Below are 22,275 nucleotides of genomic sequence, written 5' to 3' on the forward strand. Positions count from 1 at the left end.
AGGGACTGCACGCCCATGATGGGCCATGGCGACATCGACCAGCTGATCACCATGCTCGCGCGCCTGCCGGGGCTGGGACCACGCTCCGCCCGCCGGGCCGCGTTGGCTCTTCTGCGCCAGCCGGAAAGCCGGATGCTGCCGCTCGCCCATCTGATGGAGCGCGCGGCCACGAGCGTGAAGACCTGCACCCTGTGCGGCAATCTCGATACGGTCGATCCATGCCATATCTGCACGGATGCAGGGCGTGACCGGGGTCTGATCTGCGTGGTCGAGACCGTGGGCGATCTCTGGGCGCTGGAACGCGCAGGCGTCCATCGGGGAGTCTATCAGGTTCTGGGCGGCACCCTGTCCGCGCTGGCCGGGCTTGGCCCGGATGACCTGAATGTCCGCCCGCTGTTCGAGCGGATCGAGGAAGGCGGGGTGAGGGAAGTCATTCTTGCCCTGAGCGCCACCGTTGAAGGGGCTACGACCGCGCACTGGCTTCAGGAACGTCTGTTGCCTACGGGTGTGACCGTGACGCGCGTTGGGCATGGCGTCCCCATGGGCGGCGCGCTGGATGTGCTGGATGATGGCACTCTGGCTGCAGCCCTCACGGCCCGTCGGTCTCTCTGACCATGGTTTCGCCCTTCCGGATTTCGCCGCGCGTCCCCCGTGTCGCTCTCGTCACGGGAAGCGCGCGCCGCATCGGTGCGGCCCTCGTGGAGATGCTGGCAGAGCAGGGATTCGCGGTTGCCATTCACTGCCGTGACAGTACCAGCGAGGCCGAAGCCCTGCTGGAGCGGATCGGCGGCAAAGGCTGCGTCCTGCAGGCGGATCTGCAACGCGAAGAAGACGTCGAGGCGCTTCTGCCCCGTGCCAGCGCCGTGCTTGGGCCGGTCGGTATCCTCATCAACAACGCATCCGCCTTTATCCGTGACGAAATGGGCAGCGTGACCCGCGAAAGCTGGGACCTGCATCTCGAAACCAATCTCCGCGCCCCCTTCGTTCTCTCACAGGCGATGGCTCAGGCGCTTCCCGAAGACGCCGAGGGCCTGATCCTGAACATGCTGGACCAGCGTGTGTGGAATCTGACCCCGCATTTTGTCAGCTATACCCTCTCGCGCACGGGGTTATGGACCCTGACGCAGACCATGGCTCTCGCACTTGCGCCCCGGGTGCGGGTGAATGCGATCGGTCCCGGTCCGGTCCTGCCGGCCGTGCGTCAGAGCCAGGAGCATTTTGACAGCATGTGCGCGCGAACCCCGCTGCAACATGGCTCCTCGCCCGAGGAAATCGCTCAGGCCGCGCTCGCGCTGTTTGCGTTGCCATCCGTGACGGGCCAGATGCTTGCGCTCGATGGTGGGCAGCATCTGAACTGGTCGCCCGCGTCCTGAACTCTCAGGGTCGGACAGCGGCCGGAAGATAATCTTCCACAACAAGGGAAATCGGTGCGCTGTCCGCACCACGCAGCAGAAGCGCGCGGTTTTCCAGAACGATGCCGGAAGCGGCACCCGGAAAACGGGTTTCGAGTCTCTGTCGCCGGAAAGCCGTCTGCTGCACAACACGTCCGAACGGCGTGTCGGTCTGTTCCAGCAGCGTGTTCATGGCAGGGGAGAGCCGTTCGGGCACATACCAGTTCCACGCATCCGACAGCACGGTCTCACCACAAAGCAGCCGGACATGCCGCGTCATGACCTGATGGGTCTCGGTGACCTGAAGCAGGGTCAGGATCTCTTCCGTCACCGGCCGGTCCACGCTCAGGCGCAGTACCCGGATCGGGGAGGGGCAGCGGGCCTGAAGCACCGCCGTGGCACTGGGCTGACCGTCAAGCCGGGCCCTGAATGCGCGAACGGCTGCGCTGTCCGGGGCAAAAACACCTTCCGGATCAGAACAGCCGCTCATCAGTGCCGCCAGAAAGACAGCGCAGAGGAATCTGGGGACAACCTTAGTTGTCGTCGCGGTCATCCTTGTCGTTCGGGACTTCGATGTCATTGCTGAGATCATCGTCATCGTCCAGATCGTCGTCCGGGGCGATCACATCATCATCGTCCTCGTCTTCGGCGACTTCCAGATCCACATCATCCTCATGCTCGTTGGCCTGGGGCTTCGGATCCTTCTCTTCCGGCAGCGGAACCTCGCTGCGCTTGAGACGGGAATCGTCCGGCTGCGTCGTGCCGCATTTCGGGCACACCGCAGGGACGCGGTTGAGGTCATAGAAGCGGGCGCTGCATTCAACGCATGTCCGTTTCAGACCGAGTTCGGGTTTTGCCATTGTGCGGAGCCTGCTAATGCCTCGAATAAGGAACGCGGCCATGCCATCTTGCGCGCGCCCTGTCAAATCCCGAAGCGTGATTCCTGACAGTTTTCAGGCGCATGACTGTGCCGCCTCGGCATGATTCACGAGGTGATTGACAGGCGAGGGGAGCCCCAGCAAGAACATTGCCATGCAAGTCTCGCGCCCCCTGACCGTCTCCGCGTCCCCCAAGGGACTTTCCGGCCGCACCCGTGTTCCGGGTGACAAATCCATCAGCCACCGCTCGCTGATGTTCGCCGCCCTCGCTTCCGGCCGCACCTATGTGACCGGCCTGCTCGAAGGCGAGGATGTGCTGCGGACGGCAGACGCCATGCGCGCGCTGGGCGCGACCATCACGCGTGAAGGCGCGGACTGGGTCATCGAGGGGCGCGGCGTGGGTGCCCTGACCGAGCCGGCGGATGTGCTGGACATGGGCAATTCCGGCACGGCAGCGCGTCTGCTCTCCGGGATCCTGTCCTCCCATGGTTTCAACAGCATCATGACGGGCGATGCGTCCCTGCGCTCGCGCCCCATGCGCCGCGTAACAGTCCCGCTGGCCGCCAATGGCTCCGAATTCCTGACCCGCGAAGGTGGCCGCCTGCCAATGGCGATCCGCGGCACGGGTGAGGCCAAGCCGATTGAATACCGCCTTCCCGTCGCATCCGCCCAGGTCAAGTCCGCCATTCTGCTGGCCGGCCTGAACGCCCATGGCACCACGGTTGTGGAAGAGCCTGTCGCCACGCGCGACCACACCGAGAACATGCTCCGCCATTTCGGGGTTGAGGTCGATGTTTCCCGCTTCGGTGCCGGTGGACGCCGAATCGCCCTGACGGGTCCGGTGCGCATGACCGCCCGTGACGTGACCGTCCCCGGCGATCCGTCCTCCGCGGCTTTCCCGATCGTCGCGGCCCTGCTGGTTCCGGGGTCGGATATCTGGCTCGAAGGCGTGGGGCTCAACCCGCTCCGCACGGGTCTGTTCACGACCCTGATCGAAATGGGCGCCAGCCTCTCTATCGAGAACGAGCGCGTCGAAGGCGGTGAGCCGGTCGGCGATCTGCATGTGCGCTACAGCCAGCTCAAGGGCGTGGATGTTCCGCCCGAGCGCGCGCCATCCATGATTGACGAATATCCGGTTCTCGCCGTCGCCTGTGCCTTTGCCGAGGGCGCGTCCCGTCTGCGTGGTCTGGAAGAGCTGCGCGTGAAGGAAAGCGACCGTCTGGCGTCCACGGTTGCGCTGCTGAACGTGAACGGCGCCGAAACCGAGGTGATCGGTGACGATCTCATCGTGAAGGGCTGTCACGGCCCCCTCGGTGGCGGCACGGTCCAGACCCACATGGATCATCGCCTCGCCATGAGTGCCGTCGTGCTTGGCCTTGCGGCCCAGAAGCCTGTGAACGTGGACGACACGGCTTTCATCGAAACCAGCTTCCCCGGTTTCGTGGACCTGATGAACGCGCTCGGCGCAGGGCTGACGCCGTGACAGTTCGTCCGCTTGTCATTGCTGTCGATGGTCCCGCCGCAGCCGGAAAGGGCACGCTCGCCAAGGCGCTCGCTGCAAAGCTGGGGCTGCCCTATCTTGACACCGGCCTGCTGTACCGCGCCGTTGCCCGCCGGATGGTGAATGCCGGACTGGACCCGGCTGGTGATGCGTCGGCTGAGGCACAGGCCCTGCAACAGGCCGATCTGGCCCGCACGGATCTGCGCGTCCCTGAAATCGACCGGGGCGCCTCCCTCGTGGCCGCGCAGCCCGCCGTCCGAGCGGCCCTGCTCGAACGCCAGCGCGTCTTCGCATCCGAAACGGGCGCGGTCGTGGATGGCCGTGACATCGGCACCGTCGTTTTCCCCGATGCGGACGTGAAGTTCTTCATCACGGCCTCGCCCCGCACCCGTGCACTACGGCGCCATCATCAGGTCCATGGCGGGACGCCGCTGGAGGAGACCGCGCTTGAGGCCGCTATTGCCGAAATCGTGGCGCGGGACGAGCGCGACTCATCGCGTGAAACCGCTCCGCTGGTGCAGTCCCCCGACGCCATCCTGATCGAGACCGATGCGCTCTCTGCCGCAGAGGTCCTTGAAAAGGCATGCGAAACCGTGGCCCGCTGGAAAGCGCGGAACTGACCTGCCGCAATAGCGCCCCAAAAACGGCTTTTTTTATTGACACCGCGCCCTCGCAGGGTGTTGGTGCACCGTATCACCCGGCCCGCAAGGGGCAGGGTGTGGTTCGTCCTGCGTCTGGCAGGCGGTCCAACAGCCAACAACCCGATCTGACCGTTCAGCGGCAGCGGGGAGACGTCCGGTCCGTCATGGATCTGGCGCAGACGTGGATATCCGCTCCGCCAAGGAACGGACATCCGGGAATATAGTATCTACATGGCTTCAGCCACTCAGACCCCCACGGCCAATCACGGCACCGAAGATTTCGCAGCCCTTCTGGAAGAGACCCTGGGCCGTGACACCGGCTTTGACGGCTCCGTCGTCACCGGCCGCGTTGTCCGCCTGACCGACGAATTCGCAATCGTCGATGTCGGCCTCAAGAGCGAAGGCCGCGTGTCCCTCAAGGAATTCGGTCCGGCCGGCGTTGCTCCGGACGTGAAGCCGGGCGATGTCGTCGAGCTTTATGTCGAGCGTTACGAAGACCGTGACGGCTCCATCGTCCTGTCGCGCGAGAAGGCTCGCCGCGAAGAGGCATGGACCGCCCTGGAGCGTGCATTCGCCAACAACCAGCGCGTCAACGGCACGATCTATGGTCGCGTCAAGGGCGGCTTCACGGTTGATCTCGGCGGCGCCATGGCGTTCCTTCCGGGCAGCCAGGTCGACATCCGTCCGGTTCGTGACGTCGGACCGCTGATGGGCCAGCCGCAGCCGTTCCAGATCCTGAAGATGGACCGCGCCCGTGGCAACATCGTTGTCTCGCGTCGTGCCGTTCTCGAAGAGACCCGTGCGGAACAGCGCTCCGAGCTGACCCAGGGCCTGAAGGAAGGCATGATCCTCGACGGCGTCGTCAAGAACATCACCGATTACGGTGCGTTCGTTGACCTCGGCGGCGTTGATGGCCTCCTGCATGTCACCGACATCGCCTGGAAGCGCATCAACCACCCGTCCGAAGCCCTGCAGATCGGTCAGCCGGTTCGCGTGCAGGTCATCCGCTTCAACCCGGACACGCAGCGTATCTCCCTCGGCATGAAGCAGCTTGAAGCTGATCCGTGGGAAAACGTCGCTATCAAGTATCCGGCTGGTGCGCGCTTCACGGGCCGCGTCATGAACATCACCGACTACGGTGCATTCGTGGAGCTGGAGCCGGGCGTCGAAGGTCTGGTGCACGTTTCCGAGATGTCCTGGACGAAGAAGAACGTCCATCCGGGCAAGATCGTCGCCACTTCGCAGGAAGTCGACGTCATGGTTCTGGATGTGGACAGCGCCAAGCGCCGCATCTCCCTCGGCCTCAAGCAGGTTCAGCGTAACCCGTGGGAGCAGTTCGAGGAAGAGCACAAGGTCGGTTCGATCATCGAAGGCGAGATCCGCAACATCACCGAATTCGGTCTGTTCGTTGGTCTTTCCGCAGACATCGACGGCATGGTTCACATGTCCGACCTGTCCTGGGACGAGCCGGGCGAAACCGCCATGTCGCACTACGAGAAGGGCCAGGTTGTCAAGGCCAAGGTTCTCGACGTGGATCCCGAGAAGGAGCGTATCTCCCTGGGCATCAAGCAGCTTCAGGAAGATCCGGCAGCTGACACCCTGTCCCGCGTCCAGAAGGGTGCTGTTGTCACCTGCGTCGTGACGGCTGTTCAGAGCAACGGCATCGAAGTGAAGGTCGACGACGTTCTGACCGGCTTCATCCGTCGCGCCGAGCTGGCCCGTGACAAGGCCGAGCAGCGTCCGGAGCGTTTCGCAGTCGGTGAAAAGGTTGACGCCAAGGTCGTCTCCGTTGACCGCGCGTCCCGCAAGCTGGCCCTGACGATCCGCGGCCGTGAGGTCGAGGAAGACAAGCAGGCCATCAACGAGTACGGCTCTTCTGACTCGGGCGCATCCCTGGGTGATATCCTGGGTGCCGCCATCCGTCGCCGTAACACGGACGCCTGAGCTTCCGCTCTGGTGAATCGGGAGAGGTTTTCCTCTTCCGGTCGGATATGAAAGGGTCGCTTCGGCGGCCCTTTTTTAGTTTGGCGTTAATCTTTTGCGATGGGCTTTTGATCTTTTAAGGTATCAGCTACAAAAGATGGGGTATATCAACACCATCGACCGGCTGGTGTCCTAAAAAACGGCGGTCCAGTAAGAAATGGGAGTGGGCGTCCGCGCCCAGGAGATTGATGGCGGTCATTTATAATACGAACTATACCCACAATCCCAATTCCTATCTGACTCTTGCCGTACAGAGGGCAGCTCAAACGCTGTTTGGCAAAGAGCAGGTCGTCATTGCGGACAATATGAGTCTGGCAAGTATTGCAGCTTCCGGCGAGCATGACGTCCTGATCTGCCTGGATGCCCAGCGTATCAACCTGCCACTGATCCGTCGTATCCGGCCTGCATTCAGCACCATGATCCTCTGGACCTTCGAAGATCCTTTCATGCGGGACTTCAATGTCGAGAATGCTGGGCTTTTCGACTATGTTTTCACGAACGATCCATCCTGTGCAGAGCATTACCAGGGTAAAGGACACTATCTCCCGCTAGCCGCGAGCCCATCGATTCACGAGCGGCCCGTTCTGCCTGCAGCGGAACTTGAATATGATATTTTCTTTGCCGGTACGATGTGGCCCAACCGGGTGCATACACTGCGTAAGGTTATTGCCGCATTCCCGGATGCCCGGCTCAAGCTTGTCTGCCCAACAAACGAATTTCTCCCCCCGCTGCCGGCTGATCTCGCGGCGCTGGCGATCCAACGCCCGATCAGCCACGAGGCTTTCATTGATTTTGCGAATGTCAGCGCCGTCACTCTGACCATGTTCCGCGACTATGCTAGTCACGGTGATGTTAGTCAGGCCACAGCTCCCGGTCCGCGATTCTTTGAACTAGCCTTGGCAGGCGCTGCCCAAGTCGTGGAAGCTCCGGAAAGCATGAGCGCCGAGTATTTCGAGACCGTGAACGGCATTGCCTTAGCTCGCGATGCCAATCAAGTTGTGGATGCCATTGCACGTCTGCTCAAGGAAAAGGGCGCGCGTCGCAATGCGGCTTTGGCTGCGCAGAAATCAGTTGTATCGCAACATCTTTATGAGCATCGTCTTGAGAAGATGCGTGAAATCACTGGAGCTGATTTCGGGCGTCGAACCCAGCGCCCTGCTCCCCTGCAGCGTCGTCGCCGTCTGCGTGTGCTGATGTGTACGCATTCCACGATTCATGAGCAGGCATGGGGGGGCGTTGAGGTCTATCAGCAAGGGCTCTGCACACTCCTGTCGCGCGATGTCGAATATTTCTACTGGTTGCGTCGTGGAAATTTCTGCCGTCTGACGACAGCCAATGGACATGAACTCGAGCGTTTCGATGTGCCAGAAGTGGGCTGGCAGGACGCTCTATGCGATTCACCAGAAGAGATGGCGTTTTCCAGCGTCCTCAGCCAGTACAACATCGATATCGTTCACTTCCAGCATCTTGGACATCATGCCCTGTCGTTGCCGATCATCGCGAAGGCGAACGGTACAGGAGTAATTTTTTCGGCCCATGATTTCTGGCTGCTGTCTGCCCGGTACAATCTTCTCAATCACGAATTGCGCTACGTTGAAGACGAGATTCGTTCTGTTCTCGCTGCGGACATTACACTTAAGGCATCGGAAAATGTCGAGCATGGAGGCGAGCAGACCCGCCGTGCCTTCGTGGCCAAGATGCTCCATTCCGTTGACGCCATCCTGTTTGGAACAGATCATTCACGGAACCTGACGCACGAGATCTATCCGGTTCTTGATACCAAACGTAGTCTTGTCATGGGTATCCCAAGCCCTGACAACACCGTTCCTGTTCTGATGAAGCCTTATGAGCCTCTTGGGGATCGCCCTCTTGGCGTTGCAATCGTCGGGAACTTCCTACGAACCAAGGGTGCCGATACGATCCTTAACCTGATCGATATTGCCCATCCGGACCATTTCGTTTTCCACATCTTCGGTTATGTGCATCCAGAATATGAAGCCGTCCTGACCTCGGTTCCCCGTCCGAACGTCAAGATTTATGGCCGGTATGAAATGGGTGATATCGAAGCGTTGAAAGTCGCTGATGTTGCGCTGAACCTGTCGATCTGGCCCGAGACCTACTGCATTTCCCTTTCAGAAGCTTGGCAGAACGGTTTGGTCCCGGTCGTAACGGATGTGGGAGCTTTGGGAGATCGTGTTGAGGACGGGGTTAACGGCTTCAAGGTGCCTATCAGCCGGCCCAGCATGGTGCTTGAGCGTCTGGAACTGCTGCGTTCATCTGAGCCCCTGCGTCGCCAGATCATGCAGAACATCACGCCCGCACTCTGGACCCATGCTCGCGACTACGCGGACGAGCTTCTGGCGCTCTATCACGACACGGCGCCCCGCCGTGAAATGGGTGTTTCGGAACTCCGTCTGGATGCAGGCCAGGTTCATCTACTTCCTCATGTATCATGGCGTCACCAGGCTCCACCACGTCATATTTTTGATCCGCCGACAGCACGTGACCTGTCCATAGAAATGCCTGTTCCTGTTCTGGATTGGTTTTCGGTGCAGGGTGGAGAATGTTACATTGATGATATCTGTCATCATGTCTTTTCCGATCTTGAAGAAAAGCCGTTCCAGGGCGCTCCCGAGTTTCATATTCGTGGATGGATGATTATTCCTGGCGTTAGTTCAGCTGGCCAGATATTCACGGTTCTACTTGGTGAAGACTCTGACAGTGCGATGATCTTTCTTGAATGTCAGCGCGAAATCCGGGCCGATATTGCCGAATTTTTCGGCAATGCGCCGCGTCGCGCCGGATTTTCAGGCAAGGTCGCTTTGCGGGGTAAATGGTGTGAAGGACGTTTCAGAATTGGCCTGATTAACGTCATTAACGGGCAAGGAGCGTTCCAGCTGACGCCTTTGCAGATTGAGGTTGAAGGAGGACAGATACGTGATATTATCCGTTCTGCTCCATCCAATGACCTGATTCTGTCCGACTTTCGCCGGGTTTCTCATAGTGACGGCCTTATGCGCGGCATAAAGCTTTCAGGTGTGGGTAAGCACCAGATGCATCCCTATGCGGGTGGAGCCCTAGATTATTATATCGACGATTTTAGCGGACTGCTTGGGAATCCTCCTCCTGCGCTGGAACCAGATGGTTCGCTCATTGTCCAAGGCTGGATGTTCTTCCGTAACCTCGCCCGTTCGGGGCAGATTTACGGTGGTCTGGTCTCGGAAAGCCGGGACGAGATCATATTTTTTGCAACACAAAGGATAACGCGTGCCGACGTTGGTAAGGTGCATCGGGATGCACCTCTCTGTGTCGGATTCAGCGGTGTGTTTATGCCACGTGAAGGTTATGCTCGTCCGCTGGATGGTCTCTATCGCTTCATACTCGTAAATGTCGTCGGAGATGTCTTTGGGTCGAGAATGACCGATATTGTCGTCACCTTTGACAATGGGGCAATTCTTTCTGTGGATCGTATCGACGTTCAGCCGTCAAATGTGGAACGTGCCGAGCGCCTTCTTGCAGAAAAGATTGTTTCCTGACCTGCGAGCAGGAGGCTTGCCCTGATGTCCGAAAGTGCTTCAGCCCCGGTATTGGAAATCCGGGAACCTCGCTGGTCCCGGTTTGACGCACAATGGTATCTGCTGCGGTATCCCGAGGTTCGGGACTGGATGCGGGAGCAGGGGCAAGAAGACCCGTATTCGTTCTACCTGCAGACAGGGCAGTGTTACGGTCATTCTCCAAACCGTTATTTTGATGAGATGTGGTATCGTGACGCACATAAGGACGTGCGTCAGGGCCTGATCCGGGAAGAATGGGCTTCAGGCTTCGCACATTATATAGCGACCGGATATAAGACCCACTCTCCACACTGGCTTTTTGACGAGCCCGGTTATCGTCGACGTTATCCGGAACTTTCCCAACGTTTTCTGAGAGAAAACGGGTTCCGGAATGGTTATGATCATTATCTGGAAATTGGAGAAAGCCACTATTACCGTGGTCATTATTTCTTTGATGATGAACTCTGCCGTGAACTCGCGCTTACATTTCCCGATCATTTTGACAGCCGGATTGGTCTTTTTGGGTCATGGCTTGGTCTGCCATCGCACGTTGCAGATGCGGGACGGGTTTCCTGGTATTTTGATCCGGTGTGGTATCTGACACGATATCCAGAAGTTCGTCAGGAAATTGCCGCAGGCCATTATTCAAGCGCATTGCACCACTATCTTACGAACGAAACGCCGCGTCTTTTCGACCCCCAGGAATTTTTTTCCGAAGAGTTCTACAAACAGGCCCATCCGGATATGGTGCCTTCGCTGGAACATGGATATTTCCGTAACGGTTATGATCATTTTGTGCATCATGGAGCCTATGAAGGACGCTCTCCGAAAGAAGATGTAGATCTGGCCGCCCATATGGCGCAGGCACAGGTCCGCAATGATGTCCGTAACCGTCTTTATGACAGTGCATTCGCCCATCTGGTCGCTGGCCAGACAGGGCTTGGTGAAGGGAGGATGGCAGCCCTTTCAGGTGTTTCCGAACTTCCAGAAGAACAGTCCAAGCTTCTGTTCGAGCGTGAAGCTGACGCTATTTTGCCGTCATTGATCCGGCATCCGCTGGATTTTACCGTGCATGGTATTCCTGAAATCAGCGTTCTCATGGTCGTCTATGACCGGGTGGCCCTGACAGCGCAGGCTTTGGCCTCACTGCGCGCCAATTATGCCGGTTCTATCCAGCTTATACTCGTGGATTCAGGCTCCCACGACCAGACCCGTCATATCGGGCAGATGGTGTGCGGTGCCACCATCCTGCGATATCGATATAACATCGGCTATCTTCAGGGTTGTAATCTTGCGCTGGAAAAAGCGGAAGCTCCATTTGTTCTTCATCTGAATAATGATATCCGTCTTTATCCGAATGCTATTGTTCACGCACTGAAACGACTGCGTTTTGAAGCTGATATCGGAGCCGTTGGTGGCAAGCTGATACGAACCAATATGCGGCTTCAGGAAGCCGGTTCCATTATCTGGCGTGATGGGTCGACTTACGGTTATCTTCGTGAAAGCGATCCAAATCTGACAAATGCCAATTTTGTCAGGGACGTTGATTATTGTTCTGCAGCGTTTCTCATGGTGCGTACGGCGCTGCTTCGCCGTCTTGGAGGATATGATTCTCGTTACATGCCAGCCTATTTTGAAGATGCGGATCTGTGTGTCCGTATTCTCAAAACGGGAATGCGTGTCATCTATGATCCAGGCGTCGTCATTGAGCATCTCGAGTTTGGAAGTTCCGGGGCAGCCGGATCGCATGCGCTGATCCGCGGTAATTTGAAAACCTTTGCCCGGTTGCAACACGATTTCCTGCGTCATCAGCAGCCCGCTCATATCCGTAATGCCATCCTGGGCCGGGAACATCGAATCAGCCAGCGCAAGCGCGTCCTCTTCATTGAGGATCGTCTTCCTTTACGTCGCTTGGGATCAGGTTATGTTCGCTCCAATGATATCATCCGGGAGATGGCGGCATTGGGGTATCAGGTCACGGTCTTTCCTGTTCTCCCCAGAGAACAGACGGCTCTTGATCTGTTCGGGGACTTTCCCGAAACGGTGGAACTGATCGTCAATCAGGATCTGTCCGGTTTTGCCGACTTTATCCAGGAACGGGTTGGGTATTACGATCTGGTCTGGATTGGCCGCACGCACAATATGGCACGTCTCCTTCCGTTGCTTAATGAGTCGAGCCGTTATCTTCCATTGGATGGTCCGGTTCTTGATACGGAAGTGATAGCCACACCGCGCACGATGGAACGTATCCGCGTTCTTGGTCTCGATGAACCCGACAGCAGTTTCGATGAAATGCTTCAGCAGGAACTGGAGAGTGCAAGGTTTTGCCAGCAGATCATTACGGTGACATCTCACGATGCCGATCTTGTGCGTCATGCAGGTTATGAAAATGTCTCTGTCCTGGGGCACGAGCTCTCCCCACAGCCGACACCTGCCGCATTTGAAGATCGACACAACATTCTCTTCTTTGGGGCTATCCATGATGAGGGTGCCCCAAATCACGACAGTCTTGTCTGGTTCGTAGACAGTGTGCTGCCGATTCTGGACGGGGTTTTGCCTGCGGATGTCCATTTTACCATTGCGGGGTTTGTGGATCCCAAGGTGGATATGACGGTGTTCTCGACAAGTGACCGGGTAAAGATCGTGGGGCCTGTGGGGGATCCCCGGGAGCTGTTTGACCGGCATCGGGTGTTTGTGGCGCCGACGCGGTTTGCGGGGGGGATTCCGTTCAAGGTTCATGAGGCCGCGTCTTATGGGTTGCCGCAGGTGGTGACGACGCTGCTTTGCGACGAGGTGGGCTGGACGGATGGGGAAGAACTGCTTGCTGCGCCGGCGAATGATGCGGAAGCGTTCGCGGCAGCGGTGGTCCGGCTTTATCAGGACGGGGCGCTGTGGGAGAAGCTGAGACAGGGTGCGCTGGCGGCTGTCGAGCGGGACTGTTCTCCGGTCCGGTTCCGGCAGGCGCTGTCCGACATTGTTCAGAGCTGCATTGCATGAGATGACCGGAGAGATCCGGTTCAGGAAGGTTTGGGGAGAGCAAGGCTATGGACGCAGTGAATGAAGCGATCGTGGAATCCACACAGACGCATGCGGATGCCGGGACGGAAAGCGCCCTGAGCGGGCGTGTTCTTGTCTGCAGCGGGGGCCGGTATGAAAGCCAGGCCAATGCGCAGATCCGCGAGTCCATCATGGATGGCTGGGCGGACTGTTTTGGCGAGGATAATGTCACGGCCGTGCATATCTCGGCCGCGGCCAGTTCCATCCGGATCCTGAAGCCGACGATCGTGTTTGCGATCGGCTCGTATCTTCCGGAAAGCACGTATTTCGGCGAGGTCTGCCGCGAGGCGAAGAAGATCGGCGCGGTGACGGTGTTCTGGGCGACGGAAGATCCCTATGAGCAGGATGCGAACTACCGCATCGCCGATGATTTCGATGTGATCTTCTCCTGTGACCGCTGGGGGCATAATTTCTATCAGCGTGAGCGGGTCTTCCATCTGCCGCTGGCAGCCAGCCCGAAGCTGCATTACGGCGAAATCGAAGCGGATTCCGAAAAGACGATCGATGTCCTGTTCTGCGGCGTGGCGTTTACGAACCGCAAGGACATCGTCCGTAACCTGCTTCCTGTTCTGCGGGATCTGAACATCAAGATCGTCGGGCCGGGCTGGGGTGAGCTGGGGATCGGGTTCTCCGATGCGCGGATCGAGAAGTCCCAGCTTGTGGAGCTGTATCGCCGGTCCAAGCTGGTTCTGAACCTTGGTCGTTCGCTGAGCTTTGAGAACAAGCGCTTCATCATTGCGCCGTCCACGCCGGGACCGCGCACGTTCGAGGCGGCTCTGGCCGGGGCGTTTCAGGTGTTCCACGAGGATACGCATGAAATCCGCCGCTATTATTCCGCGGATGAGATCCCGGTGTTTTCCAACCGTGTTGATTTCGAGCGGCTGGTGAAGACCTATCTCGATAACAACGAACTGCGTGTGAAGATGGCGCGCAAGGCGCAGGCGCGGACGCAGGCTGAGCATCTGTACAAGCATCGCATCCAGTATGCGCTGCGTGTACTCAAGGATGAGGGGCTGATTGGCTGAGGGTCGGTCTGACCTGACGCTCTTTCCTGCCTGAACCTGAGAAAAGCCGGAGCGTGTCTCCGGCTTTTTTTGTGTCCGGGGTTCAGGTGTTGGGCATAAAAAAAGGCCGCGGAATGCTCCGCGGCCTTTTTCGTGTTGTTCAGGGTCAGGTCAGTTTGGCTGGGGGCCCATGACGATCTGGGCGAGATCGGTGGGGCGGACCCATTTGCGGAAGGCGGCCTGCACCTGTTCGGGCTTCATGTCGTAGATTGCCTGTGCTGCTTTGGCCGGGCTGTCCAGCGGCAGGTCCAGCGCGATCAGGGACAGGTAGCTTCCAGCCAAGGCGCTGAAGCTGGCGCGGGACATGGGCTGGCTGCGCAGCAGCGAGGCCTTGGCGAGATCGAGGCTCTCCTGCGAGACGGGGGCGTTGCGCATGTCCTCGACGTCCTTGACGGCGAGGGCGCGGGCCTTGCCGACCTTGTCCGGATCGGCGCCGAAAGTGATGCCGAAGCCGCTGCGGGTGCGGGAATAGGAGAAGCCGCTTCCGGCGCCATAGACATAGCCCGTCTTCACGCGCAGGTCCTGCATCAGGCGCGAGGAGAAGCCGTCCCCGAGGATCGTGTTGCCGACGGCAAGGGCGTGGCGGTCGGGGTCGGTCACTTTCATACCGATGGTCTCGACGAGCTTGACCTCATCCTGCGAGCGGCCCGGATCGGCCACGACGGCCTGCGAGGTGCGGCTCAGCGGGACGGTGGGCAGGTCAACGGCGGGTTTGGGGCCTGTGGCTTTCCAGCCGCCGAATGCCTTCTCCACCTCGGCCTTTGCGGCTTCGGGGGTGATGTCGCCGACGATGACGATGGTGGTCAGGTCCGGACGGTAGGCGTGGGCGTAATAGGCCTGCACATCCGCAAGCGTGAGCTTGCCGATCGTGGCGGGGGTGGCTTCACGCAGGGTGGGATCCTGCGGCGGGACCAGCGCCTTGCGGGCGGCGCGGCCGAAGCGGTAGCCCGGCGACTGGAGTTCACCAGCCTGCGCCTGTGCAGCCTGCATCTGGGTGATGCGGAAGGCTTTTTCCGGGAAGGCCGGGTTCAGCTCGTGATCGGCCAGCAGGGCGAGGCCCTTCTCGAAGTTCGGTGTCAGGGTGCTCAGCGAGAAGGAGGGTCCGGCGTCTTCGTCCGCCGAGATGTCGTCGAGGGCGCGGGCGAGGGCCAGACGGTCATGCGTTTTGCTGCCGTAGAGGAACATCTGCTCGGTCACGTCCGCCACGCCTTCCTGACCGGCAGGCTGTTCGAGGTCCGCGTTCTGGCGGATGCGGCCGATCAGTTCGACCGTGTGGCTGACATGTTCGGGCTGGACCAGAAGATGCAGGCCGTTTGGCAGCGTATAGGCGGCCGGAAGCGGGGCTGCGGCCGGGATGGTCAGGCGGGCGAGGGCCTGTTGTGCCCAGTCCGGCAGGGCGACCTTGCCCGAAGGCGGCGTGTTGAAGGATTCCGCGCCGCCGAAGCCTTTCTGGCCGACCGGTTTGCCCGAGGGGCTTGGCGTCAGGGTGGCGGTAATGGCGTGGGCGGGGTCGAGCAGCTTCTTGGCCAGCGCGTCAACCTGTTCCTTGGTCACGTTGCAGAAGGCAGCCAGCATGTCCTGCGGGTCGTTCAGGTGCTGGATGGCGACGGCCTGCGACCAGCTTTCGGCGAGGCCGGAAATGCTGTTGGCGTTGAATTCGAGCGAGGCGATTTCCTTGCGGCGGGCGGCTTCGATCAGCTCGGCCGGGATGCCGTGGGTGCGGAAATTCTCCATGATGGAGGCGACACTGGTCCGCAGGGCGTCCGGGTTGGCACCCTTGGGGAAGCCGGCATAGACGATGCCCAGACCGGCCTGCGCCTCGGGGTCATACATGAAGCCGGTATCGAGCGCCTTGCCGGAAGGGACGAGGTCGAACAGGGCGGCGCGCTGGCTGCTGATGGCGTCGGCGAGCAGGGTGGTTGCGGCGTAGTCGGGGTCGCGCTGGCCGGGCATCCGCCAGGCCATGGTCACGAGCCCGATCGGCAGGTCGGTGTCGAGCGCGATGCTCTGGGCCTTGGCCGGGGTGGGGGAGACGGTGCCGCGCTCGGGCAGGGTGGAGGCCGGGATGCTGCCGAAAGCGGCTTCGACTTTCTTCAGCGTGTCCTGCGGGTCCACGTCGCCGGTGATGACCAGCACGGCGTTGTTGGGCGCATACCAGGACTCATAGAACTTCCTCAGCAGGGGCGCGGTCGTGGCGTCGAAGGACGGGCGGGTGCCGAGGGCGTCCTGTTCGTAGGGCGTGCCGGCATAGAGGGCGGCGCGGATCTGCGAGAGGTAGCGGTAGATGGGGCTGGAGAGGTCGCGGGAGACTTCCTGTTCGATCGCGCCTTTCTCATGCGCCCATTCGGCTTCGGTGATGTTCAGGCCGCGCATACGTCCGGCCTCGATGCGCAGCAGAACGTCGAGGTCGCTGGCGGGGGCCTTGAAGTAATACTGCGTGACGTCGGATGTGGTGTCGGCGTTGTCGTTATTGCCGAGCTGCGCGCTGATGGTGGAGAGCTGGTCACGCGAGAGGGTCTGCGAGCCGTTGAACATCATGTGCTCAAGCGCATGGGCCGTGCCGGGGAAGCCCTTGGGCGCGTTCACGGAGCCGGTCTCGTAGTTCAGCATGGTCTGCACGACCGGGGCGAGGGTGTCGCGCACCACGATGACCCGCAGGCCGTTGGAGAGCGTGGCCCGCGTCACCGTTGCCGGGGCCGCACTGGTCGCGGGTGCGACGGCGGGTGCGGCATGGGCGCCCGCGAGCACCGGCGGCGCCAGCATGGAGGCGGCCAGCAGTGACAGGCGGGACAGACGGGAGAGTGCGGACATATGTTCAGGACTTTCCAGCGGGGAAACGTGCAGGGGAAACATAAATTTCACAAAGGAGTAAACCGGTTGTTCCGGCCCCTGTCCAGCATGTCTAGCGCGGGTTGGGGCGGGTGTATCTGACCGTTGGATGAAGAAAAAATTATGTGCAGAGGGGCGGGGCGCTGGCTAAACTGCGGGCGATGACTTTATCTGAACGCATTGCCCGGGTTGATGACTGGCTGATCGACCGGCTGTTCCAGCCGCTGGCGGACCGGCTTCCTGAACGTCTGACGGCGCTTCATCTTGGTCTGAGCTGTCAGCTCGGGGCGCTGATGCTGGACGGGCTGTCGCTCGTGCTGCCGATGCTGCTGTTCGGGGCGACGCTGGGCAACATGATCGACAGTACGCTGATCTGGTGCATCAGTCTGGCGTTCTTTCTTGGCATGAAGCGTTCGGCGCCGCTGGTGCGGCCGGGGATGCTCAATCCGCTGCGGCCGCTGCTGCGGGCCATGCGGCTGCTATCGCTGGCGTTTCTGCTCTACCAGTTCTTCCGGGGCATGGGCGCGCCGGGCATCGTCTGGCTCGTGACGCAGCTGACCACGATTTCGCAGGTTCTGTTCACGGTTGGGCTCTATCTCGTGGCGTGTCAGCCGCGTCCGCCCTATCGGCGCATGTCCACCCGCGGAGGCCCGATCATCGAAGGCGTCTGGGGCGCCGGAGGCCGGCTCAACAACACCTGACAGTCCCGTTCTCTCGACACGCCTGTGAAGGAATAAGCGCGTGACTTCCCGACTGAGAATTCTGCACTGCCTCTCTACTCGGGAATTTGCGGGGACGGAGCGTCATCTCGCGGAGCTGTCGGCCATTCAGGCGCGGGATCATGACGTCACATTGCTGCTCAACCGCAGGACGGCTGATCCGCTGACGGGCGGGGATATCAGCGGGTTTCTGTGTCCCGATGTGAAGATCGTGCGGGCGGGGGCAGGCGGGTATCTGTCGGCTCTGGCGTCCGAGCTGCGCAGTGGACGGCATGACATCGTCCACACGCATCTGGGGCGGGCTTCAGCGCGGGCGAGCTGGCTGCGGCGAGCAGGGCTTGCGGGGTCGGTGCCTGTGGTGGCGACGCTGCATACTGGGTATCGCGGTCGCAGCTATGGCACGCATGACGGGCTTGTCTGTATTGCGTCCTGGCAGCGTGAGGCATTGCCGGAGCGGCAGCGTGAAAGCTGTACCCTCATTCCGAACTGGACCGTACCGCCGTGTTCGACGGTCGAGCATCGTGCCGCCTTGCGCGAGCGGATGCGGCGGGAGTGGAACATTCCGGACGGTGGCGTCGTGATCGGCGCGGCGGGGCGGATGGTTGAGGAAAAGAACTTCGGGCTGTTGATTCAGGCCTGGAAGCAGGCGGGGCTGCGGCCGGGGACGCGGCTTGTGCTGATCGGGGATGGTCCGGAACGTGCGGCGCTGGAGCGTGCGGCGCAGGGCTGTCCGGAGATCCTTTTCACCGGGTACCGGACGGATATGCCCGATCTGCTGGCGGCGCTGGATGCGTTTGTGGTGCCGTCCCGCCATGAGCCGTTCGGGCTGGTGCTGCTCGAAGCCATGGAGGCCGGGCTGCCGGTCTGTGCCACGGCGGCGGGGGGTGTGACGGATATTCTGGCGGAGGCGCCGGAATGTCTGGTGGCGCCGGGCTGTCTGGCATCACTGGTGGCGGGGCTGCGGCGGCTGGAAGAGGCCGGGCCGCGCCAGTGGGACATGTCGCCTTACCGGATCGGGACGGCGGCGCGTCGGGTCGAGGCGTTCTATCGCCGGTACTGCTGAGCCTTTACAGCTCGTAGTAGCGGCGGGAGACGTAGCTTGAGAGGCCTTCGCTCGGCATGATGTGCCAGCCATTCGTGACGCTTGGGACGAACTCCCAGAGGAAGACCAGAATCGACAGGAAAAAGAGCAGCATGCCGTGGCCCACGATCTGGATGCGGCGCCAGAAATAGAGCGGCGGCAGAAGGATCCACAGGATCGTGCCGGGGCGGAAGCCTGCGGCCAGCAGGCTGCGGCGGTCCATGATGAGGGCGCCGTAGAAAATGGCGACGCTCACGACCATGGAGGCGATGTTGCTGGCGATGTCGGGGATAAGGCCGAAGCTCAGGAGAATATCGACGGCCGTGCTGCCGAAGAACGGGCCGACCAGGCTGAGCCAGAGCCAGCGGTTCGAGATCAGGCTGGCAGGCAGTGCCGGGGGGACGCCTTCGGGCTGGGGTGGCCAGAACACGCAGCTTCCGGCCGGGTGCCACTCGCCGCCGAAGCTCTCGGTCCAGCACAGCGTGGCATGGCCGATGATGCCTTCCGTGACGAGGGCTTTCATGCCATCCGCGGAGACCGGCCCCTTGCGGGCACCATGTTCTTCGTAAAACCAGCTCACAGTTCGTCCTTTTTCCGGCGGCGCATCGTCGTTCCGGCTTCTGCTGCCTGCTGAACGGGTCAGTCTCTCACGACTTTTGGGGTTTTTGGCAAGACCCATCCTGTCAGTGTTGCGTGTTCAGGGTCTGGAACAGACAAGAAAAAAGGCCGCAGCTCCATTCGGGGCTGCGGCCTTTCTCATGAGGTGCGGGCTGGATCAGCTTCTATGCTGCTGCAACTCGCGGCGCACATCGGCCGGACGCATCGGCATGTGACGCAGGCGGATGCCCACGGCATTGAAGATCGCGTTGCCAATGGCGGGAGCGACGACCGTGACACCCGGCTCACCAAGGCCCGTGGGCTTTTCGGTGTTCTGGATGAACTCGATGTCGATGTCCGGCACATCGGGGATGCGCAGCGGCGTGTAGGTGTTGAGGTTGCGGTCCTTGATCGTGCCGTTGACGATCTCGGTGCCCTCGAACAGCGCCATGCTGAAGCCCCACAGTGCCGCACCTTCGGTCTGCGCGAGTGCGCCGCCCGGATCGACGATGGTACCGGCATCGAGGACGAGCCAGAGCTTCTGGCAGGTCACGACGCCCGTCTTGCGATCGACATGGATCTGCGCCGCACCGGCCGTCCAGGTCGGCATGCCGCGTTCCTGACCGAAGCTGGTGGCAATGCCGATGCCGGTATCGGCCGGGAGCTGCTTGTTGGCGTAACCGATCTTGTCGGCCAGACGCTGGAGCACGGCAGCCTGACGCTTGGCGCCGCCCACGGAGTTCGGAGCCTGACCGGCGTTACGGCCCTGCGCCGTGAACATGGACAGACGGAACGCCAGCGGGTCCTGCTTGGTGGAATGAGCCAGCTCGTCGAGGAAGCATTCCAGTGCCCAGGGCGTCCAGCCGGCACTGACCGAGCGCAGCCAGCCGGGACGGAAGGTCGCATTGGCCAGATCGTTGCTGATGGCGCGGACGCGGGTCGGGCCGGTTTCGTACCAGTGATCCGCGCCGGCGATGGCGAACGGATCGTATTTCTTGCCGTCTTCGCCGGTGGCGAGGAAAGCCGGCGCCATGACCTGCGTCGGCCAGCCGGCGACCGCGACATAGTCCATGCCCACGATCTTCTTGCGGTCGTTGTCGAGCGCGACCTTGATCGTCTGGATAGACGGCGAGCGGATGGAGTCCAGCTCCATGTCGTCGGAGCGGGTCAGGACGAGCTTGACCGGAGCGCCGCCGATGGCTTTGGAGGCGAGGGCCGCTGGGATGCAGTAATCGCCGTTCAGCCGCCGTCCGAAGCCGCCGCCGAGCATGTAGGTGCGCATGACGACCTGCTCTTCAGGGACCTGAAGCGCCTTGGCAAGCTGCGGCAGAATGAGGGACTGCCACTGGTTGCCGGTGTGGATTTCCCACATGCCGTCGATGTGACGGGCCACGGCGTTCACCGGTTCGAGCTGGTAATGCGCGACCGAGGCACAGGTATAGCTGCGCTCGAACACCTGACCGGGATGGATGGTCAGGGCTTCGTCCACGCCCTTGTCATTGAAGACGCAGGTGCCGTTCTTCGGGTCGGCGGCCAGCTTGCGGCCGTGCTCGATGATGTCCGCCTCGGAGACGTTAATCGTCGGGCCGGGAGTCCACTGGACCTTCAGGGCGTCGGCGGCGCGGATCGCGGCGGGGTAAGTCTTGGCGAGTGCCACGACCCAGCCCGGAACGATGCCCGAGGGATCGTCGAGCACGACGTAACGCACATAGCCGGGGATCTTCTTCGCGGCGCTGTCGTCCACGGAGATGACTTTGGCGGCGTAGCGGGTCGGCGGCATTTTCGGACGGCCATAGACCATGCCGTCGAGCTTGACGTCGATGCCGTAAATGGCCTTGCCGGTCGTCTTGTCCGGAATGTCGAGGGCCGGGACCTGCTTGCTGATCAGGCGGCGGTTGGTCGTCGGCTTGAGCGGCAGCTTGGCCATCTCTTCGGGTGTGAAGGTCTGGGTCGGCTTGGCGCGGGCAACGATGTCACCGAAGGAGACGCTTTTGCCGCCAGCGGAGACGACGCTTTCACTGACCGTGCAGCGTTCCGGCGTGGTGCCGAGGAGCTTTGCGCCCTCGGTCAGCATCACGCTGCGGGCGGCCGCACCGGCCTGACGGAACGTGTCCCAGGTATCCCAGACGGACCAGGACCCGCCGGTGACGTACTTGCCGGCCCATTTCGGGGCGGTGTCGACCTGCGTGATCTTGATCTTGTCCCAGTCGGCGTCCATTTCGTCCGCGATGATGCGGGCGAGGGCGGTGCCGACATGCTGGCCCATTTCGGCGCGGACGATGTTGACGTTGATCGACCCGTCCGGGGCGATGGCGCACCAGATATTGGGCTCGAACGCGGCTTCCGGCGGCATGGCAGACGGCAGGGTCGTGGCGGCACCGGCCTTGCGGGCGAAACCGAACATCAGCCCGGCGCCGGCCGCCGTCATCAGGAAGTTGCGGCGGGAGAGGCGCGTGGCGTCGCTCTTTTTCGCAATCTGTTCGATTTTAGCCATTGTTGGCGCCTTCCTGCTGCCTTGAGGCAGCTTCCTTGATGGCCTTGCGGATGCGGATATAGGTCATGCAGCGGCAGAGGCTGCCACCCATCACGCCGTCAATCTGGTCGTCCGTCGGGTTCGGATAGTCCTTCAGGAGGCTTGCGGCCTGCATGATCTGACCGGACTGGCAGTAGCCGCACTGCGGCACCTGCTGGTCACGCCAGGCGACCTGCACGACGTGGTTGCCTTCCGGGTCGAGGCCTTCGATCGTGGTGATCGAGGCACCTTCGACGGCGGAGAGCGGTGTGATGCAGGAGCGCGTGGCGCGGCCGCCCACATGGACGGTGCAGGCGCCGCATTCACCGATGCCGCAGCCGAACTTGGTGCCGGTCAGGTTCAGGTCGTCACGGATGACCCAGAGCAGGGGGGTGTCTGCCGGGGCGTCGACCGTAACGGGCTGTCCGTTGAGTTCAAATTTCGTGGTCATGTCCTGTTTTCCCAGTC

Annotated in this window: 16 protein-coding genes; 10 read left to right on the plus strand and 6 right to left on the minus strand. The window is 61.2% G+C overall.

Features of this window, described 5'->3' with window-relative positions:
* Nucleotides 1-15: 15 nt before the first annotated feature.
* Entirely contained in the window at nucleotides 16-612 is a 597-nt protein-coding gene (recR, locus tag GRO01_RS00570; RefSeq protein ID WP_041111188.1) for a recombination mediator RecR, read from the plus strand.
* A 2-nt stretch (nucleotides 613-614) separates the two neighbouring features.
* A complete protein-coding gene (locus GRO01_RS00575; RefSeq protein WP_062507951.1) occupies nucleotides 615-1,373 on the plus strand; it encodes an SDR family oxidoreductase in 759 nt (252 codons plus the stop codon).
* 4 nt (nucleotides 1,374-1,377) lie between these two features.
* Here GRO01_RS00575 and GRO01_RS00580 read toward each other — a convergent pair whose 3' ends face one another.
* Both GRO01_RS00580 and GRO01_RS00585 read right to left on the minus strand, forming a co-directional pair.
* Complete coding sequence (locus tag GRO01_RS00580) at nucleotides 1,378-1,881, minus strand: chorismate--pyruvate lyase family protein (protein WP_062508055.1); 504 nt, start codon at nucleotides 1,879-1,881, stop codon at nucleotides 1,378-1,380.
* Nucleotides 1,882-1,924: 43 nt separating this feature from the next.
* Nucleotides 1,925-2,251, minus strand: coding sequence for a TIGR02300 family protein (locus tag GRO01_RS00585; RefSeq protein ID WP_062507949.1), 327 nt, complete (start codon nucleotides 2,249-2,251; stop codon nucleotides 1,925-1,927).
* Between the two features lie 172 nt (nucleotides 2,252-2,423).
* Between GRO01_RS00585 and aroA the strand changes: the two genes are divergently transcribed.
* From aroA to GRO01_RS00615, 6 genes are all read left to right on the plus strand, one after another.
* Nucleotides 2,424-3,752 (plus strand): 3-phosphoshikimate 1-carboxyvinyltransferase, encoded by a 1,329-nt coding sequence (gene aroA, locus GRO01_RS00590; RefSeq protein WP_062507947.1) that lies wholly within the window; start codon nucleotides 2,424-2,426, stop codon nucleotides 3,750-3,752.
* Nucleotides 3,749-4,390, plus strand: a complete 642-nt coding sequence (cmk, locus tag GRO01_RS00595; RefSeq protein ID WP_062507945.1) for a (d)CMP kinase — start codon at nucleotides 3,749-3,751, stop codon at nucleotides 4,388-4,390. The genes aroA and cmk overlap by 4 nt, the downstream gene beginning before the upstream one ends.
* A 252-nt stretch (nucleotides 4,391-4,642) precedes the next feature.
* Nucleotides 4,643-6,355, plus strand: a complete 1,713-nt coding sequence (rpsA, locus tag GRO01_RS00600) for a 30S ribosomal protein S1 (RefSeq protein ID WP_141306714.1) — start codon at nucleotides 4,643-4,645, stop codon at nucleotides 6,353-6,355.
* A 227-nt stretch (nucleotides 6,356-6,582) separates the two neighbouring features.
* On the plus strand, nucleotides 6,583-9,930 hold the full coding sequence (locus GRO01_RS00605; protein WP_141306716.1) for a glycosyltransferase family protein: 3,348 nt from the start codon (nucleotides 6,583-6,585) through the stop codon (nucleotides 9,928-9,930).
* A gap of 24 nt (nucleotides 9,931-9,954) precedes the next feature.
* Nucleotides 9,955-12,945, plus strand: coding sequence for a glycosyltransferase (locus GRO01_RS00610; RefSeq protein WP_062507941.1), 2,991 nt, complete (start codon nucleotides 9,955-9,957; stop codon nucleotides 12,943-12,945).
* A 47-nt stretch (nucleotides 12,946-12,992) separates the two neighbouring features.
* Complete coding sequence (locus GRO01_RS00615) at nucleotides 12,993-14,030, plus strand: CgeB family protein (protein WP_231490111.1); 1,038 nt, start codon at nucleotides 12,993-12,995, stop codon at nucleotides 14,028-14,030.
* Between the two features lie 150 nt (nucleotides 14,031-14,180).
* On the opposite strand, the gene GRO01_RS00620 is transcribed toward GRO01_RS00615, so the two are convergent.
* Nucleotides 14,181-16,880 carry a M16 family metallopeptidase gene (locus GRO01_RS00620; RefSeq protein WP_062508051.1) on the minus strand — a complete coding sequence of 900 codons (2,700 nt, stop codon included), beginning with the start codon at nucleotides 16,878-16,880 and terminating at the stop codon, nucleotides 14,181-14,183.
* 179 nt (nucleotides 16,881-17,059) lie between these two features.
* On the opposite strand from GRO01_RS00620, the gene GRO01_RS00625 reads away from it, so the two are divergent.
* Together GRO01_RS00625 and GRO01_RS00630 are read left to right on the plus strand one after the other, a co-directional pair.
* On the plus strand, nucleotides 17,060-17,599 hold the full coding sequence (locus tag GRO01_RS00625; protein ID WP_062507939.1) for a hypothetical protein: 540 nt from the start codon (nucleotides 17,060-17,062) through the stop codon (nucleotides 17,597-17,599).
* 40 nt (nucleotides 17,600-17,639) lie between these two features.
* A complete protein-coding gene (locus GRO01_RS00630) occupies nucleotides 17,640-18,680 on the plus strand; it encodes a glycosyltransferase (RefSeq protein ID WP_174787377.1) in 1,041 nt (346 codons plus the stop codon).
* 4 nt (nucleotides 18,681-18,684) lie between these two features.
* Here the strand turns inward: GRO01_RS00630 and GRO01_RS00635 are convergent, their stop codons facing one another.
* The 3 genes from GRO01_RS00635 to GRO01_RS00645 form a co-directional block, all read right to left on the minus strand.
* A complete protein-coding gene (locus tag GRO01_RS00635) occupies nucleotides 18,685-19,278 on the minus strand; it encodes a DUF4339 domain-containing protein (RefSeq protein ID WP_062508047.1) in 594 nt (197 codons plus the stop codon).
* Between the two features lie 195 nt (nucleotides 19,279-19,473).
* Nucleotides 19,474-21,789 (minus strand): xanthine dehydrogenase family protein molybdopterin-binding subunit, encoded by a 2,316-nt coding sequence (locus GRO01_RS00640; RefSeq protein ID WP_062507937.1) that lies wholly within the window; start codon nucleotides 21,787-21,789, stop codon nucleotides 19,474-19,476.
* Nucleotides 21,782-22,258: a (2Fe-2S)-binding protein gene (locus GRO01_RS00645; protein ID WP_062497722.1), complete on the minus strand. Its 477-nt coding sequence runs from the start codon at nucleotides 22,256-22,258 to the stop codon at nucleotides 21,782-21,784. Before GRO01_RS00645 ends, GRO01_RS00640 begins: the two co-directional genes overlap by 8 nt.
* Nucleotides 22,259-22,275 lie beyond the last annotated feature (17 nt).

The organism is Gluconobacter roseus NBRC 3990 (genome assembly GCF_006538885.1).
GTDB lineage: Bacteria > Pseudomonadota > Alphaproteobacteria > Acetobacterales > Acetobacteraceae > Gluconobacter > Gluconobacter roseus.